This window comes from Mesorhizobium sp. M8A.F.Ca.ET.218.01.1.1, from assembly GCF_004791165.1.
Lineage (GTDB): Bacteria > Pseudomonadota > Alphaproteobacteria > Rhizobiales > Rhizobiaceae > Mesorhizobium.
The window spans coordinates 74,993-90,203 of record NZ_SRUZ01000005.1 but is presented as its reverse complement, the minus strand read 5'-3'; the positions used below and the strand labels follow the sequence as shown (position 1 = coordinate 90,203).

At 63.5% G+C, this 15,211-nt stretch carries 15 protein-coding genes; 9 read left to right on the top strand and 6 right to left on the bottom strand.

Features of this window, described 5'->3' with window-relative positions:
• Window positions 1-100: 100 nt before the first annotated feature.
• From EN861_RS19160 to EN861_RS19140, 5 genes are read left to right on the top strand one after another with little or no spacing between them, the layout of a single operon-like run.
• Window positions 101-1,666, top strand: coding sequence for an ABC transporter ATP-binding protein (locus EN861_RS19160; protein WP_127278031.1), 1,566 nt, complete (start codon window positions 101-103; stop codon window positions 1,664-1,666).
• Window positions 1,663-2,706 (top strand): ABC transporter permease, encoded by a 1,044-nt coding sequence (locus EN861_RS19155; RefSeq protein ID WP_167531357.1) that lies wholly within the window; start codon window positions 1,663-1,665, stop codon window positions 2,704-2,706. Before EN861_RS19160 ends, EN861_RS19155 begins: the two co-directional genes overlap by 4 nt.
• Window positions 2,694-3,680 carry an ABC transporter permease gene (locus EN861_RS19150; protein ID WP_127870479.1) on the top strand — a complete coding sequence of 329 codons (987 nt, stop codon included), beginning with the start codon at window positions 2,694-2,696 and terminating at the stop codon, window positions 3,678-3,680. The genes EN861_RS19155 and EN861_RS19150 overlap by 13 nt, the downstream gene beginning before the upstream one ends.
• Window positions 3,681-3,690: 10 nt before the next feature.
• Window positions 3,691-4,704, top strand: coding sequence for a nucleoside hydrolase (locus tag EN861_RS19145; RefSeq protein WP_135865004.1), 1,014 nt, complete (start codon window positions 3,691-3,693; stop codon window positions 4,702-4,704).
• Window positions 4,705-4,715: 11 nt separating this feature from the next.
• The gene (locus EN861_RS19140) at window positions 4,716-5,648 is read left to right on the top strand and encodes a nucleoside hydrolase (RefSeq protein WP_135865002.1); all 933 of its coding nucleotides are present in this window, start codon (window positions 4,716-4,718) and stop codon (window positions 5,646-5,648) included.
• A gap of 3 nt (window positions 5,649-5,651) precedes the next feature.
• On the opposite strand, the gene fghA is transcribed toward EN861_RS19140, so the two are convergent.
• The 6 genes from fghA to EN861_RS19110 form a co-directional block, all read right to left on the bottom strand.
• Window positions 5,652-6,509, bottom strand: a complete 858-nt coding sequence (gene fghA / locus EN861_RS19135) for an S-formylglutathione hydrolase (protein ID WP_135865000.1) — start codon at window positions 6,507-6,509, stop codon at window positions 5,652-5,654.
• Window positions 6,510-6,718: 209 nt separating this feature from the next.
• A complete protein-coding gene (gene msuE, locus EN861_RS19130; RefSeq protein WP_135864998.1) occupies window positions 6,719-7,279 on the bottom strand; it encodes an FMN reductase in 561 nt (186 codons plus the stop codon).
• A 300-nt stretch (window positions 7,280-7,579) separates the two neighbouring features.
• Window positions 7,580-8,599 (bottom strand): NADP-dependent oxidoreductase, encoded by a 1,020-nt coding sequence (locus tag EN861_RS19125; protein WP_135864996.1) that lies wholly within the window; start codon window positions 8,597-8,599, stop codon window positions 7,580-7,582.
• Between the two features lie 25 nt (window positions 8,600-8,624).
• The gene (locus EN861_RS19120) at window positions 8,625-9,950 is read right to left on the bottom strand and encodes an LLM class flavin-dependent oxidoreductase (RefSeq protein ID WP_127870475.1); all 1,326 of its coding nucleotides are present in this window, start codon (window positions 9,948-9,950) and stop codon (window positions 8,625-8,627) included.
• Between the two features lie 98 nt (window positions 9,951-10,048).
• Window positions 10,049-11,164 carry an alkene reductase gene (locus EN861_RS19115; RefSeq protein WP_135864994.1) on the bottom strand — a complete coding sequence of 372 codons (1,116 nt, stop codon included), beginning with the start codon at window positions 11,162-11,164 and terminating at the stop codon, window positions 10,049-10,051.
• Window positions 11,165-11,197: 33 nt separating this feature from the next.
• Window positions 11,198-11,488 carry a metalloregulator ArsR/SmtB family transcription factor gene (locus tag EN861_RS19110; RefSeq protein ID WP_135864992.1) on the bottom strand — a complete coding sequence of 97 codons (291 nt, stop codon included), beginning with the start codon at window positions 11,486-11,488 and terminating at the stop codon, window positions 11,198-11,200.
• A gap of 74 nt (window positions 11,489-11,562) precedes the next feature.
• Between EN861_RS19110 and EN861_RS19105 the strand changes: the two genes are divergently transcribed.
• The 4 genes from EN861_RS19105 (at window position 11,563) to EN861_RS19090 (ending at window position 15,209) form a co-directional block, all read left to right on the top strand.
• Window positions 11,563-11,997, top strand: a complete 435-nt coding sequence (locus EN861_RS19105; protein ID WP_245512070.1) for a hypothetical protein — start codon at window positions 11,563-11,565, stop codon at window positions 11,995-11,997.
• 92 nt (window positions 11,998-12,089) lie between these two features.
• Window positions 12,090-13,061, top strand: coding sequence for an SDR family oxidoreductase (locus EN861_RS19100; RefSeq protein ID WP_135864990.1), 972 nt, complete (start codon window positions 12,090-12,092; stop codon window positions 13,059-13,061).
• A gap of 10 nt (window positions 13,062-13,071) precedes the next feature.
• Window positions 13,072-14,784 (top strand): HAD-IIB family hydrolase, encoded by a 1,713-nt coding sequence (locus tag EN861_RS19095; RefSeq protein ID WP_135864988.1) that lies wholly within the window; start codon window positions 13,072-13,074, stop codon window positions 14,782-14,784.
• A 107-nt stretch (window positions 14,785-14,891) separates the two neighbouring features.
• On the top strand, window positions 14,892-15,209 hold the full coding sequence (locus EN861_RS19090) for a hypothetical protein (protein ID WP_023771230.1): 318 nt from the start codon (window positions 14,892-14,894) through the stop codon (window positions 15,207-15,209).
• Window positions 15,210-15,211: the final 2 nt, after the last annotated feature.

The window sequence follows — 15,211 nt, the reverse complement described above, 5'->3', positions numbered from 1 at the left end:
ACACCAGCGCATCCCTCCCAAGAAAGCGCTACGCTGATCCGCCGCGGCTTGCCGCGACGGATCAGCGTCCAGTTTATGTGAGCCCCCAATCTGGGAGAGCATCGTGTCGAACGCGCCGGGGTCACCGCCCCTCCACAGCACCTCCGCGATGGCCGTCGAACTGGCTGCCATCACCAAGCGGTTTGGCGCCTTCATCGCCAATGACGGCATCGACCTGGTCGTACGCCGGGGCGAAATCCACGCCATCATCGGCGAGAACGGCGCCGGCAAGACGACGCTGATGAACATCCTGTTCGGCCTGCTCCAGCCGGACGAGGGCTCGATCCGGCTGAATGGCGAGACGACCGTGGTCGCCGATCCGGCCGCCGCGATCAAGGCCGGGCTCGGCATGGTGCACCAGCATTTCAAGCTGGTGCCTTCGCTCTCGGTCGCCGACAACGTCTTTCTCGGCATGGAAATCCGCCGTCATGGATTGATCGACCATGCCGCCCAGATCGAACGCACACGCGACCTGTCGAAGCGTTTCGGGCTGCATGTCGACCCGACGGAGCGCGTCGGACTGCTCTCGGTCGGCATCGAGCAGCGCATCGAAATCCTCAAGGTTCTGGTGCGCGGCGCCCGTACCATCATCCTCGACGAGCCGACCGCCGTGCTGACGCCGCAGGAGAGCCGTGAGCTGTTCCAGACACTGCGCAGTTTCGTGGCCGAAGGCATGACGGTGATCTTCATCTCGCACCATCTGGAAGAGGTGATGGAGGTGTCCGACACGGTGACGGTGCTGCGCAACGGCAGGAAGGTGGCAACTCGTCCGACATCGGAACTCAGCAAGGACGAATTGGTGCGCATGATGGTCGGCCGCGAGGTCAGTTTCGACCGCCGGCCGCGCGCGGCGCTGCATGGCGGCGCCGTCCTCGAGGTCAAGGATCTGTGGGCGCGTGACGACCGCCGGCTGCCGGCTGTTCGCGGCGCCAGTTTCACCGTTCGCGCTGGCGAAGTGGTGGGAATCGCCGGCGTGGCCGGCAATGGGCAGACGGAGTTGGCGGAGGTGCTTTCCGGCCTGCGGCCGGCAAGCCATGGCGAGGCATGGCTGAAAGGCCGGGATCTCACCATGCTTTCCCCAGCCGCGATACGCGAGGCGGGCCTTGCCCATGTGCCGGGCGACCGCATGGTGCGCGGGGTCGATCGCAATGCGTCGATCGCGGCAAACACGCTGATGGGCCGCCAGCATCGTGCACCGTGGAGCCGCGGCGGCGTGCTGGACTGGAAGGCGATCGCCGGGAATGCCGGAGCGCTGATCAAGAGCTTCGATATTCGCGCGCAAGGGTCGGGCGATCCCGTCAAGCGGCTGTCGGGCGGCAATATCCAGAAGGTCGTGCTGGCGCGCGAATTCACCAATGGTGCCGACTTCCTGCTGATCGATCAGCCGACGCGCGGCGTCGACATCGGCGCCCAGGAGGCCATCCATGACGAGATCATGCGCCAGCGCGCGGCCGGCCGTGCGATCCTGCTGATTTCCGTGCAGCTTGATGAGCTGGCGGCGCTTGCCGATCGCATCCTGGTGATGTTCAACGGGCGGATCATGGGCGAAGTCGCCGGTGATGATGCCGACGAGGACCGTATCGGCATGATGATGGCGGGCGTGTCGCCTGAGCTGGAGCCCGCATGATGAATGACCGCTTGCGCGCCTTTTCCGGTCAGATCATCGCCATCGGCGTTGCCTTGCTGCTGGGAGCCATCATCATCCTCATGGTCGGCGAAAGCCCGGTCCGTGTCTTGATGACGCTGCTGCGCGGCGCCTTCGGCGACCAGGAGAAAATTGCCGGTACCTTGCTGCAGACGACACCGATCCTGATTTGTGGCGTCGCCGCCTGCATCGGGCTGCGCGGCGGCATGTTCAATGTCGGCATCGAGGGCCAGCTTTTCCTGGGCGGATTTGCCGCCGCCTGGGTCGGCTTCAGCTTTTCCCTGCCGCCAGGCATCCATACGCTGGCTGCGCTGGCGCTCGCGATCGCCGCAGGTGCCGCCTGGGTCGCCATCCCTGCCTATTTCCGCGCCCGCTACAACACCAACGAAGTGGTCTCGACGATCCTGTCGAACTACATCGCCGTTCTGCTCACCTCCTATTTCACCATCTTCCTGTTCAAGCGGCCCGGCGGCTGGTCGGAGACACCGCCGATCCTGGCGACGGCCTATCTGCCTGAGATCTTTTCATTCTCGCGGCTGAACTGGGGACTGGCGATCGGCCTGCTGCTGGCGGTCGGCGTCGCGCTGGTCTTCCGCTACACCAGCTGGGGCTACGGCGTGACCATGGTCGGTTCGGCGCCGAAATTCGCCGAATATGGCGGCGTCAACGTGAAACGTCAGGGCTTCGTGGTCCTGCTGCTTTCGGGCGCCGTCGGCGGACTGGCCGGCGGCGTCGAGACGCTCGGCGTGCACCACCGGTTCATGGAAGGCTTTGCGCCTGGCTTCGGCTTCGACGGGCTGATCGCCGCCCTGCTCGCCAACGGCTCGCCGGTTGCCACCATCGTCACGGCGCTGTTCTTTGGCGCGCTGCGCAGCGGGTCGCTGCTGCTCGAGGTCGATACCAGCGCGTCACGCGAAATCATCACCGTGATCCAGGCGTTGATCATCCTCAGCGTGTCGGCGCAGGTTCTGATCAAACGCCGCGGCGACAGCCAGGCGGGGGAGCGGCGATGGAAATTCTAGATAAGCTCATCAACGTCGCGCTGATCGCGGCGACGCTGCGCACCACCGCGCCCATTCTCCTGGTCGCTCTTGGCGGGTCGTTCACCACCAAGGCCGGCATCTTCAACATCGGTCTCGAGGGGCAGATGCTGGCCGGCGCCTTCTTCGCCGTCATCGGCTCGATCTGGACGGGTTCGGCCTTCGCGGGTGTCGCCTGCGGTGTGGCCGCAGCACTTGCCTTCGCGCTCGCCTTTGCCGTTCTGGTGGTGACCTTCCGGGCCAATGAAGTGGTCGTCGGGCTGGCGCTCAACATCCTCGCCGGCGGCATGACGATCTCGCTGATGAAAGCGATTTTCGGCACGCGCGGATCGATCGTCGGTCACGGCATTGTCGGCCTGCCGAAGGTGCAGATACCCGGCGCGCAGGCACTGCTCGGCTCATGGGCGCCGCTGATCTCGGGGTTCACGCCGATCGTCTATGTCGCGTTCATCGCGGTGCCGCTGCTGGTGCTGTTCTACAACCGCACCCGGCTCGGGCTCTATATCCGCGTCGTCGGCGAGAAACCCGAGGCGGCCGAGGCGCTCGGCATCTCGATCACCCGCGTCCGCTACATCGCCTCGCTGCTGTGCGGATTGCTGGCGGGGCTGGCCGGCGCGCATCTGTCGCTCGGCTACATCACCATGTTCACCGAGAACATGTCTTCCGGCCGCGGCTTCATGGCGGTGGCGATCCTGATCTTCTCCAACGGCGATCCGCTCAAGGTGCTGGCCGGCTGCCTGCTGTTCGGCTTCGCCGACGCCTTCTCGCTGCGCCTGCAGACCTTCGGGTTTCCGTCCTATCTGGTGCTGACCGTGCCCTATGTCGTGGCACTGACGGCGCTGTTCGTGCTGTCCTACCAGGCACGGCCAAAGATCATCAAGGAGACGCTGGCGTCGATGCAGAAACTCTTGTCGACGGACAGGAACAGCGCCTCGGTCGACAAAAATCCGCAATGAAGGAACTCCCATGGAACGCATAATCCTCGACGTGGATTCCGCCGGCGACGACATTCTGGCCGTGCTGTTTGCCGCGGCGAACCCGAATGTCCGGCTCGAAGGCGTGACCACGGTGACCGGCGCGGCAGGCCCGATCGAGCAGGTCACCAATGTCGTGCTCAACACGCTGACGCTTGCCGGGCGCGACGACATCCCGGTTCATGCCGGCGCCTGGCGGCCGATCGTCGGCAATGCCAAGGCCGACATGGAGGCGCCGGTCCATTTCGAGAAGCGGCTCGTTGCCCGCTTCGGCGACCGGCTGAAGAAGTTCAACCCGCCGGCGCCGACCCCGTCGCGTCAGGCGACGCCGGGGCATGCCGTCGATTTCATCATCAATACCGTAATGGCCAATCCGGGCGAGATCACGCTGGTGACCACAGGCCCATTGACCAATGCGGCGATGGCGCTGCTGCAGGAGCCGCGCCTGACCGGCGCGCTGAAGCGGCTCATGGTGCTGGGCGGCAACTTCCAGACGCCCGGCAACATCACGCCGCTGTCGGAATACAACATATGGGCAGATCCTGAGGCCTCGCGCATCGTGCTCAACGCCGACGTCGACAAGATCCTGGTGCCGCTCGACATCTGCGAGGACAACCGCGTCGCCGCCTCGATGCTGACGCGCGACGACATCGCCGACATGCAGGCCGTGGCGCGGAAGAATGCCGTCCTGGAGATGATCACCGACAGCTTTCCGATCTACATCGACATCTGGCGCGAGTTCTTCGACCTCGTCGGCTTCCCGATGGATGACGTCATCACCGTGGCGCTGGCCTTCGACCCGGCCTTGGCCACGATGACCGAACCGCTCTTCGTCGATGTCGTGCTGGACGGGCGCCTCGCGCGCGGACAGACGGTTGCCCATCGCGGCCGGCAACTGCTGCCCGGCGGCGGACCGAAGACCACGCGCATCTGCACCGATCTCGACGGCCGCCGCTTCCTGAACATCTTCAAGCAAACCATCGCGCGCTACGAACAAGTGGCGTGAGGACCGATAAAATGACCCTTGCAACTCCCATCCTGTTCGACTGCGATCCCGGCCACGACGACGCCATTGCGCTGGTCATGGCGCATCGCTCGCCGGCCATCGAACTCGTCGGCGTCACCACGACATGCGGCAATGCCGAGGTCGAGAAGACGACCGCCAACGCCTTGCGCATCCTGGAGTACATCGGCGCCGGCGACGTGCCGGTCGCGCGGGGGTGCCACCGTCCGCTGGCGCGGCCGCTGGTCCTCGGCACCGCCGACGGCCCGAGCGGCCTCGAGGGCTCGCCCTATTTGCCGCAGGCCACGATCAAGCCGGTCGACCGGCACGCTGTCGATTTCCTGGCCGACAAGCTCCGCGCCGCGCCCGAGCCGATCCTGGTCGTCGCCACCGGCCCGCTGACCAATATCGGCCTGATGATCCTCAAGCATCGCGACGTGCTGCCCAAGATCAAGGAACTGATCTGGATGGGCGGTGTGTTCTACCGCAAGAGCGAGATCATCACGCCGACGGAATTCAATGCCTTCTGCGACCCGGAGGCGCTGAAGATCGTGCTGGACAGGGGCGTACCGATCCTGATGGTCGGCCTCGACGTCACCATGCAGGTGCTGATCGAGGCGCCGCAATATGCCGAGCTTGCCACGATCGACACGCCGCTCGGCAAGCTCGTCAACGACTGGCTACTGTTCTACGAGAAGCTGCATCGCAACTCGATGGGCGTCGGCGGCGCCATGCACGACCCGTTGGCTCTGGCGCTCGCCATCGACCCGACACTGGTGCGCACGCGCCCGGCCCATATCGGCGTCGATCTGTCGGGCACCTATGCGTTCGGCGCGACGGTTGCCGATTTCTGGAGCGAGCGCGGTGAAAAAGACAATGCGCGTATCGCCTATGAGGTCGACGCCGACCGTTTCTTCAAGCTGATGTTCGACCTGCTGCGGGACTAGACTTCAGACTTCAGCATCCAACAATCTCTGGGCGTGCCATCTCAGATGGTCGTCCATGAATGTCGAAATGAAGAAATACGAGTGATCGTAGCCGTCCTGCATGCGCGGCGTCAGCGCAATACCGGCCTTGGCGCAGGCCGCTTCCAGGAGCCAGGGCCTCAGTCCGTCGTCGAGAAATCCATCCGATGTCCCTTGGTCAACGAATAACTCGGGGAAGCGGTGGCCATCCTCGATGAGCAAGGTGGCATCGTAGCGCCGCCATGATTTCTCGTCGGAACCGAGATATTTTTCGAAGGCCGGCTTCGACCAGCCGGCGGTGCTGGGCTGCACGATCGGCGCGAAGGCCGAACAGCTCTTGAAGCGTTCGGGATTCTTCAGCGCGATGGTCAATGCGCCATGTCCACCCATCGAGTGGCCGAAGATCGCCTGACGCTTCATGTCGGCCGGAAATTCCGCTGCGATCAGCGCCGGTAATTCCTCGGTGACATAGGAATACATGCGATAATTCCTGGCATAGGGTTCCTGCGTCGCATCGACATAGAATCCGGCGCCGCTGCCGAACTGCCAATTGTCCTTCTCGTCGGGAATATCGGCGCCGCGGGGACTGGTGTCGGGACAGACGACGATCAGGCCGAGCTCGGCGGCCACACGCCTGTACTCTCCCTTGTCCATGACATTGACGTGGGTGCAGGTGAGACCGGAGAGGTACCATACGACAGGGCAAGGTCTTTCACGGGCCTGCGGCGGCACGAAGACGGCAAACGTCATGTCGCAGGCGCAGACTTCCGAAACATGGGAATAGACGCCCTGCACGCCGCCATGCGACCTGGCAGCGGAGATGATCTTCATCCGATCCGACATGTGTTTCTTCTCCGCCAACGGAAAACGTGATTCACCGCCGCTTGTCTACGGCATCGGCTGGGACCACGGCAACCGTGACGGATTGGACATTTGGATTGCTGGCTACGTCCGATTGCTACCCCGGACGGCCAAGAGGTTCAGGCAGCGCCTGGAAGTCGCACCACCGCGCGCCTGACGAGGTTGGCGCGCGGGATATATTCCGGAGCACGCTACTCGGCAGCGATCCTGGCGCGCTGCCTGCCGAAGAGCGCCAGGCCGACATCGTCAACCGCAAGGCCGACGCGGGCCCGGATCGCTTCGGATGCCAGCACGCCGTCGACGAAATCCTTCTCCGAGGCGTAGACGGCCGTCGGCAGCGCAAAGGCTTCAAAGAAGCCGAACAGCGGCCGCAGCTGATGCTCGACGATCAGCGCATGGCGGTCGCCGCCGCCGGTCGCCGCCAATAGCACCGGCTTGCCCCTGAGGGCGGCCGGGTCGACGAGATCGAAGAAATGCTTGAACAGACCGGTATAGCTGCCCTTGTAGGTGGGCGAGCCGACCACCAGGACATCGGCGGCCAGGATCCGCTCGAGAATGGCGCGGGCCTGTCCATCCAGGTCGCGCGTCCCTTTGGCACCGCCAAGACTGGGACCGAGATCGACGATGTCATGGGTGCTGGCGGAGAGGCCGTATCGCCCGGCAATCTCCGTCACGATATGGTCCACGAAGCCACGGGTCTTGGAGGGCCGCGTGAAATTGCCGGAGAAGCCGACAATGGCCGGATTGGTCATGATGGACGCCTTGTTGTATGTTCGAGCCAGTGTGCCAGAATGTCCATAGTTTTTATAGACATTGGTATCGAACGAAAGGAATTGACGATCGCCGTAGGAGGAAATCGGAGAAGATTTTTCTTCCCGGGACGCGCTGAAGAAGAAGCATGGCGGTGTCTGGCAGCGCGCGCATCAATCTGCTCGACGGGATTGCCTGCGGGGGCGAGCCCGGCCATGAAGCGGGCCGGCAGGCACGGAAGTGTATCGCCACGCTCTCATTCCTAAAAGACTGCCTCCCGAAATTGGCCGTCCGGGAGATGACTATCTCGCGACCCGCACAATGAGCTTGCCGAAATTCTTTCCTTCGAGAAGCCTCAGAAAAGCTTGTGGCGCATTCCCTATGCCGTCCACGATATCTTCCCGGTACCGCACACGCCCGGACGCTATCCATTCGGCCATCTCGCGATAGAAGGCTGGGCGTTGATCGACAAATTCGCGCTGGATAAAGCCCCTTATCGTCAGGCTGCGATGCAGCACCTGCTGCATCAGCGCCGGAAGCCGGTCGGCGCCGGAATCCGCAGGGATGTTGTACTGCGCGATCAATCCGCAGACCGGAACACGCGCGAACTCGTTGAGCAGCGGAAACACCGCATCCCAGACCGGACCGCCGACATTCTCGAAGTAGACGTCGATGCCTCCGGGACAGGCAACCTTCAGTTGCTCGGCAAAATTATCGGCGCGATGATCGACAACCGCGTCGAAGCCGAGTTCCTGGCGCACGAAGGCACATTTTTCGGGGCCGCCGGCAATGCCGACCGCACGAGCCCCCTTGATGCGCGCGATCTGGCCGACGGCCGATCCGACCGCGCCGCTGGCGGCCGCCACGACCACGGTCTCGCCGGCCCTAGGCCGTCCTATGGTGAGCAGGCCGGCATAGGCGGTGAAGCCCGGCATGCCGAGCACCCCAAGCGCGGTGGTGACGGGCGCCGCCGCAGGATCAAGCTTGCGCAGGCCGACGCCGTCGGACACGGCAAAGCTCTGCCATCCCGAGTGGGACAGCACGATATCGCCCTCGGCGAAGCCGGCATGGCGGGATCTGACGACACGAGCCACCGTGCCGCCCTCCATCACGCCGTCGATCTCGACCGGCTTGGCATAGGACCTGGCGGCGTTCATGCGGCCGCGCATATATGGATCAAGTGACAGATAGAGGATCTGCAACAGCAGTTCGCCCTCCCCCGGCTCGCCGATGGCGACGGACTCGACGCGGAAATCGCTCCGCTTGGGCCGGCCTTGCGGCCGCGCCGCGAGCACGATGCGGGTGTTCGTCAGCGTCGACATTGCATAGCCCTCCCCGGATGATGTTCTACGCGAAGAACCTGTTGGGAGGCCGCTTCAGGCCGAGGTTCTCGCGCAGGGTCGATCCTTCATATTGCTGCCTGAATATGCCCCGCCGCTGCAGTTCAGGCACGACCTTGCCGACAAAATCATCAAGTCCGGCGGGCAGATAGGGAAACATGACGTTGAACCCGTCGGAGCCCTCGGCGACGAGCCATTCCTCCATGTCGTCGACGATGGTCCCTGGCGTGCCGACGAAGGCAAGGCCGGAATAGCCGCCCAGCCTTTGCGCGAGCTGCCTGACGGTGAGCTTCTCCTGGCGCGCCAGTTCGATGACGCGCTCGCGGCCGCTCCTGCTGGCGTTGGTTTCGGGAATGTCCGGCAAGGGCGCGTCCGGGTCGAAACCGGACGCATCATGCCCGAGCGCGATCGACAGCGAGGCGATGCCGCTTTCGTAATAGACGAGGCTGTCGAGCCTGGCTCGCTTGGCCTGTGCTTCCTCGGCGCTGTCGCCGACGATGACGAAGGCGCCGGGCAGGATCTTGATGTCGTCGCGCGAGCGGCCGAGTTTCTGCGCCCGGCCCTTGACGTCGGCAAAGAAACGCTGCCCGGCGGCGAGGTCGGCATGCGCGGCGAAGATGACCTCCGCCGTCTCGGCCGCCAGTTGCCGTCCGGCTTCCGACGCGCCGGCCTGGACAATGACGGGCCAGCCCTGCACCGGCCGAGCGATGTTGAGGGGGCCCCGCACCGAAAGATGCTCGCCCTTGTGATCCAGCACATGCAGCCTCGCCGGATCGAAATAGAGCCCGCTTTCAGGATCGCGGATGAAGGCGTCGTCGGCAAAGCTGTCCCACAGCCCCGTCACGACATCGTGGAACTCCCGCGCCCGCCGGTAGCGCTCATCATGCTCGACATGTTCGTCGAGACCGAAGTTCAGCGCCGCGTCGGGATTGGACGTGGTGACGATATTCCAGCCGGCGCGGCCGCCACTGATATGATCGAGCGAGGCGAAGCGGCGCGCGACATGATAAGGCGCATCGAAGGTCGTCGATGCCGTGGCGACCAGCCCGATATGATCGGTGACAGCGGCCAGCGCCGACAGCAGCGTGAATGGCTCGAACGACGTTACCGTGTGGCTGCGCCGCAGCGCTTCGATCGGCATGTTGAGCACTGCCAGATGATCGGCCATGAAGAAGGCATCGAACTTCGCCGCCTCAAGCGTCTGGGCGAAGCGCTTCAGATGGGCAAAGTTGAAATTAGCGTCCGGATAGGCGCCGGGATAACGCCAGGCGCCTGTGTGCAAACTGACCGGGCGCATGAACGCGCCGAGCCGCAGCTGCTTTTTATGTGTCATGGGCTGGGCATCCCGAGCGGCATTGAGTGATCGGTCGAAGTTCCGGCATGGCGGGATTGACCGCGATCCGCCGGAACTTCGGTTCAGTCGGCGACCTGCTATGCCGCCGTCGGATAGTCTGTATATCCCTTCGAACTGCCCCCGTAGAATGTATTGCTGTCGGGGGCGTTCAGCGCGATGCCTTGTTGTAATCTGCCTACGAGATCGGGATTGGCGATGAACAATTTTCCGAAAGCGACCAGATCGACACGCCCTGCCTCAACCGCGGCTTCCGCGAGTTCCCTGTCATAGCCATTGTTGACCAGCCAGGCGCCGGCGCCGCCCGCATCGCGGTAGGCCGCCTTGAAGGAGGCATAGTCGAACGGCCGCTCGCCTTGCTGGAAATCACGGGCCCCACCTGTCGCGCCTTCAATGACATGGACATAGGCCAATCCATGACGGCCGAGTTTCCTGGCCACGTATTCGAACAACGGCTGGGGTTCGGGATCGGAGGAGTCATTGGCCGGCGTCACCGGCGAGAGCCGAATGCCGGTCCGGCCGGCGCCGACTTCCCCGACGACCGCCTCCACCACCTCCAACAGGAAGCGGGCACGGTTCTCGATCGAACCGCCATAAGCATCGGTCCGATGATTGCTGCCCGAACGCAGGAACTGGTCAAGAAGATAACCATTGGCCGCGTGGATCTCGACGCCGTCGAAACCGGCGACCTCGATTGCCGCTTTCGCCGCACGCCGAAAATCCTGCACGATACCCTGGATCTCGCCTTCCTCAAGGGCCCGCGGCTCGGACGTCTCGGCAAAGCTGCCGCTGCCGTCGGCACCCACCAGGAAGGTCTTGGATTTCGCGCGGATCGCCGACGGCGCAACTGGCTTGCCGCCTCCCGGCTGCAGCGATGTGTGGGAAATCCGACCCACATGCCAGAGCTGAACGACGATCTTGCCGCCTTCGGCGTGCACTGCGTCGGTGACCTTCTTCCACCCGGCGAGCTGTTCTGGCGCGTAAAGACCCGGCACGTTCGCATAGCCCTGGCCCTGATGAGTGATCGCGGTCGCTTCGGTCACGATCAGGCCCGCGGTGGCACGCTGGCGGTAATAGGTGACGGACAGATCCCCTGGAACCGCATTCGGCGAGCGATTGCGCGTCAGCGGCGCCATGACGATGCGGTTGGCGAGGGCGAGGTCGCCGGCCGCTATCGGGTCGAAAAGTGTGGTCATCGGAAGGCCTTTCATACTCAAGCAAATGCAGGTTCAGATATCGGAGAGCGAAGCGCGGAAAGCGGCGATCGTTTCGTCGTTCCGCTTGTAGAAGGCCCATTGACCAAGGCGGCGTGTGGTCACCAGATCCGCCGATGAAAGCGTGGCGAGATGGGCCGACACGGTTGATTGCGACAGACCGCAACGTTCGAACTGCCCCGCGCAAACGCCCATGGCCAGTGGATGTTCCTGGCTCGTGAAATGCATTTCCGGCTCTTTCAACCAGTTCAACATCTGGCGCCGAACCGGATGGGCCAACGCCTTCAGGATGGCATCGTGATCCATGAATTCCCCGTATATCGCCAGTAGCCGATATTTATATCGCACTTATGCGATCCGTAAGGAACGACATTCTGTTTTTGGCGACCGATGCGAAACACTTGCCCTGGCGGCACAGCCTGCATGGCGGTTCAAAGGCGTTTGTTCGGAACCTGATCGGCCCGCGGCTGTTTTGCGTTCAGGCAAACACGGAGGCAGCCATGGCACGCGACAGGACCGAATATGAAACCGGCGCACGGAAGTATCCCGCCAGGACCGGCCCGGATCCGAGCGACGATTTCTCGCCCGATGCGGCGGGCAACAAGCCGCCGGCAGGCGGGATGGGGCTCACGCGACAGGCGGATCAGACAAATGAGAAAACACATCAGTCCGAAGGCCAGAACCCGCCTGGCAAGGCGACACCCAGCCCTGCAACCGAAAAGACATCCGGTGCGGGCCCGGCGATCTCCGAACGTTCGAAGGACGCGAAGTCTCCAAAATCGGGCCGCCAACTCGGCGCCTATGTCAAGGACTGACGCGGACGGGCGGCGACACATTTCGACAAGCTTATGCGTCGCGCTGACCTTTCGGTTTGGCGCGCGAACTTTCTTCAGCCGAGGAGACAGCCATGGAGACGAAATCCCGGACCGCCGGTGAAGCCGCCAAGCAGCGCCATATCCAGCGCGGCGTCGATGCCAGGGACAAATCGAAGCGCAACGGCAAGGCGGAGCACGCCATGCAGGCAGGCGCGCGCACCTATCCCGAGCCGCCCTTCCCCAAGCAACATCAGGCCAAACCCGGGCATGAAGCGGCGGTCGAACCTGCCCCGCTCTACGATGCTCCCTATTATCTCGGATCAAGGAAACTCGAGGAGAAGGTGGCTCTCATCACCGGCGGCGATTCCGGCATCGGTCGTGCGGTGGCGGTATTGTTCGCCCGCGAAGGCGCCGATGTCGCGATCGTCTACCTGGCCGAGGACAGGGACGCCGAAGAGACGAAATCCGCCGTCGAAAAAGAAGGTCGACGCTGCATCCTGATCAAGGCCGACGTCAGCGAACGGCAGGATTGCCACGATGCCGTGGCGGCCACGGTCAAAACATTCGGCCGCATCGACGTGCTGGTCAACAACGCCGCCTTCCAGATCCATTCCAGCGACTTCGGCGACCTGACCGAAGAACATTTCGACACGACGCTGAAGACCAATCTCTATGGCTATTTCCATATGGCGCAGGAAGCGGTGCCGCACATGAAGCCGGGCTCGGCGATCGTCAACACCGGTTCGGTTACCGGCATAGACGGCTCGAAGCAACTGGTCGACTATTCGATGACCAAGGGCGGCATCCATGCCTTCACGCGCGCGCTTTCGGGCAATCTCATCGCCAAGGGCATCAGAGTGAACGCGGTCGCGCCTGGCCCGGTGTGGACGCCACTCAATCCGTCCGACAAGCAAGCCGGCGACGTCTCGAAATTCGGCGCGGACACGCCGATGAAACGGCCGGCACAGCCGGAGGAACTGGCTCCGGCCTATGTGTTCCTGGCCTCTCCGCACTGCTCGAGCTACATCACCGGCGAGATCCTGCCGATCGTCGGCGGCTACTGAGGTCATCGCAATGTATTTCATTGCCTTGGCGACCGATTATGACGGGACGCTCGCGCATGACGGGGCTGTCTCCGAGAAGACGCTCGCCGCGTTGGAGCGGTTCAAGAAAAGTGGCCGTAAACTGCTTCTGGTCACCGGACGCGAGCTGCCCGACCTCAAGCGCGTGTTTCCCGATGTCGGCCTGTTCGACAAGGTCGTCGCCGAGAACGGTGCCCTGATCTATACCCCGGCGAGCGAGGAGGAGCGGGTGATCTCGCTATCGCCGGAGCCCAAATTCGTCGCCAGACTGAAAAAGCAGGGGGTGAAGCCACTTTCGGTGGGACGTTCGATCGTCGCCACCTGGGAGCCACATCAGGCGACCGTGCTCGAAGTCATCAAGAAGATGGGGCTCGAGCTCGAAATCATCTTCAACAAGGGTGCGGTGATGATCCTGCCGAGCGGGGTCAACAAAGCCACCGGGCTGGCTGCCGCGCTCGAGGATCTTCGCCTGTCGCCGCACAATGTGGTGGGTATCGGCGACGCCGAGAACGATCATGCCTTCCTGCAGGCCTGCGGCTGCAGCGTTGCGGTCGACAATGCCATTCCCGCGGTCAAGAGCACCGCAACCCTGGTCACGAGCGGTGCACGCGGCAAAGGCGTCGAGGAACTGATCGCCAAGCTGATCAAGCGCGACCATGGGATCGTGCCGAGGCGCCACGACGGCATTGTTCTGGGATCGTCAGGTGGCGACGACATCTATCTGTCGCCGACCGACAGCGTGCTCATCGCCGGCAGTTCGGGCATCGGCAAATCCACCCTGGCCACCGCGCTGACGGAACGCTTTGTCGAGAACCGATTTCAGTTTTGCGTCTTCGACCCTGAGGGCGACTATGATGGCCTCGAGGGTGCGGTTCGGCTGGGGGACGGATCGAGCGCGCCCACAAAGGCGCAGGTGCTGGATCTGGTCGCCAAGGCCGACAGCAATGTCGTCGTCAACGGGCTTTCGCTGCGTGTCAACGAACGGCCTGATTTCTTTGCCGACCTGCTGCCTGGCCTTGGCAGCTTCCGCCGCCGCACCGCGAGACCGCATTGGCTGGTCATCGACGAAGCGCACCATCTTCTTCCGAAGCGGCGCGACGATACGCGCTCCGTGCTCTCCCTGGAACTGCCGGGAACAATCCTGATCACCGTCCATCCCGAAGCGATTTCGACCGACGCCCTGCGCCTGGTTACGGCCGTTATCGCCCTTGGACCGACGGCGAAGGACGTGGTGAAGGCCTTCTGCCGCGAGACCGGCATCGAGCCACCGAAGGACATTCCCACGCCCAAGGGCGACCGCGTCCTGTTCTGGCGGCCGCAGGTGCGCAAAAAACTCACGACGGTCAAGGTGATCGAACCTCGCCAGTCTCTCAAGCGCCACAGCCGCAAATATGCCGAGGGCCAACTCGATGAGACCGGGAGCTTCTATTTCCGCGGTCCCGACGATGCAATGAACCTGAGGGCCCATAATCTGATGATCTTTGCCCAGATGGCCGAAGGCATAGACGACAAGACCTGGGAGTTCCATCTGCGCGCGGGCGACTATTCGAAATGGTTCCGCCACCAGATCAGGGACAAGGACCTCGCCCGCGAAACCGCCGAGGCGGAAAAGGACAGGAAGCTTTCGGCGGAAGAGAGCCGCAAACGGGTGCTCGATGCCGTACGGCGGCGCTACACCGCACCAGCGACGGCGCCTGAGGAGTAGCAGCCAGGCCGCGGTCATGGGCGATGTCGGGAACGGCGGTTCGCCGACCGCGTTGGAACCCGGGCGCCGGCCTAACGTTCAACCTCCAGCGAGAAGGAGTAGCGATCATGCCACGAGGCGAGAAATCCAAATACACCGACAAGCAGGAACGCAAGGCCGACCATATCGCCGAAGGCTATGAGAAGCGTGGCGTCTCCGACAAGGAAGCCGAGCGCCGCGCATGGGCAACGGTCAACAAGGACGATGGTGGCGGCAAGAAGGAAGGTGGCTCCGGGCGTGGCAAGCACACGGGCCATCCGGCAGCGCACAAGGGCGGCAAGAGCGGCGGAAAGGCGTCGGCTTCCCGATCGGCCGCGAGCCGGTCCGAATCGGCAAAGAAGGCGGCTGCGACGCGCAAGAGGAATGCCGAACACCACGCCCACTGAAC

Bases quoted from the DNA above. Each gene is read 5' to 3' on its own strand.
- EN861_RS19140 (WP_135865002.1), top strand. From the start codon at position 4,716: ATGACCCTTGCAACTCCCATCCTGTTCGACTGCGATCCCGGCCACGAC.
- EN861_RS19095 (WP_135864988.1), top strand. From the start codon at position 13,072: ATGTATTTCATTGCCTTGGCGACCGATTATGACGGGACGCTCGCGCAT.
- EN861_RS19100 (WP_135864990.1), top strand. From the start codon at position 12,090: ATGGAGACGAAATCCCGGACCGCCGGTGAAGCCGCCAAGCAGCGCCAT.
- fghA (WP_135865000.1), bottom strand. From the start codon at position 6,509: ATGTCGGATCGGATGAAGATCATCTCCGCTGCCAGGTCGCATGGCGGC.
- EN861_RS19150 (WP_127870479.1), top strand. From the start codon at position 2,694: ATGGAAATTCTAGATAAGCTCATCAACGTCGCGCTGATCGCGGCGACG.
- EN861_RS19155 (WP_167531357.1), top strand. From the start codon at position 1,663: ATGATGAATGACCGCTTGCGCGCCTTTTCCGGTCAGATCATCGCCATC.
- EN861_RS19145 (WP_135865004.1), top strand. From the start codon at position 3,691: ATGGAACGCATAATCCTCGACGTGGATTCCGCCGGCGACGACATTCTG.
- EN861_RS19110 (WP_135864992.1), bottom strand. From the start codon at position 11,488: ATGGATCACGATGCCATCCTGAAGGCGTTGGCCCATCCGGTTCGGCGC.
- msuE (WP_135864998.1), bottom strand. From the start codon at position 7,279: ATGACCAATCCGGCCATTGTCGGCTTCTCCGGCAATTTCACGCGGCCC.
- EN861_RS19125 (WP_135864996.1), bottom strand. From the start codon at position 8,599: ATGTCGACGCTGACGAACACCCGCATCGTGCTCGCGGCGCGGCCGCAA.
- EN861_RS19090 (WP_023771230.1), top strand. From the start codon at position 14,892: ATGCCACGAGGCGAGAAATCCAAATACACCGACAAGCAGGAACGCAAG.
- EN861_RS19115 (WP_135864994.1), bottom strand. From the start codon at position 11,164: ATGACCACACTTTTCGACCCGATAGCGGCCGGCGACCTCGCCCTCGCC.
- EN861_RS19120 (WP_127870475.1), bottom strand. From the start codon at position 9,950: ATGACACATAAAAAGCAGCTGCGGCTCGGCGCGTTCATGCGCCCGGTC.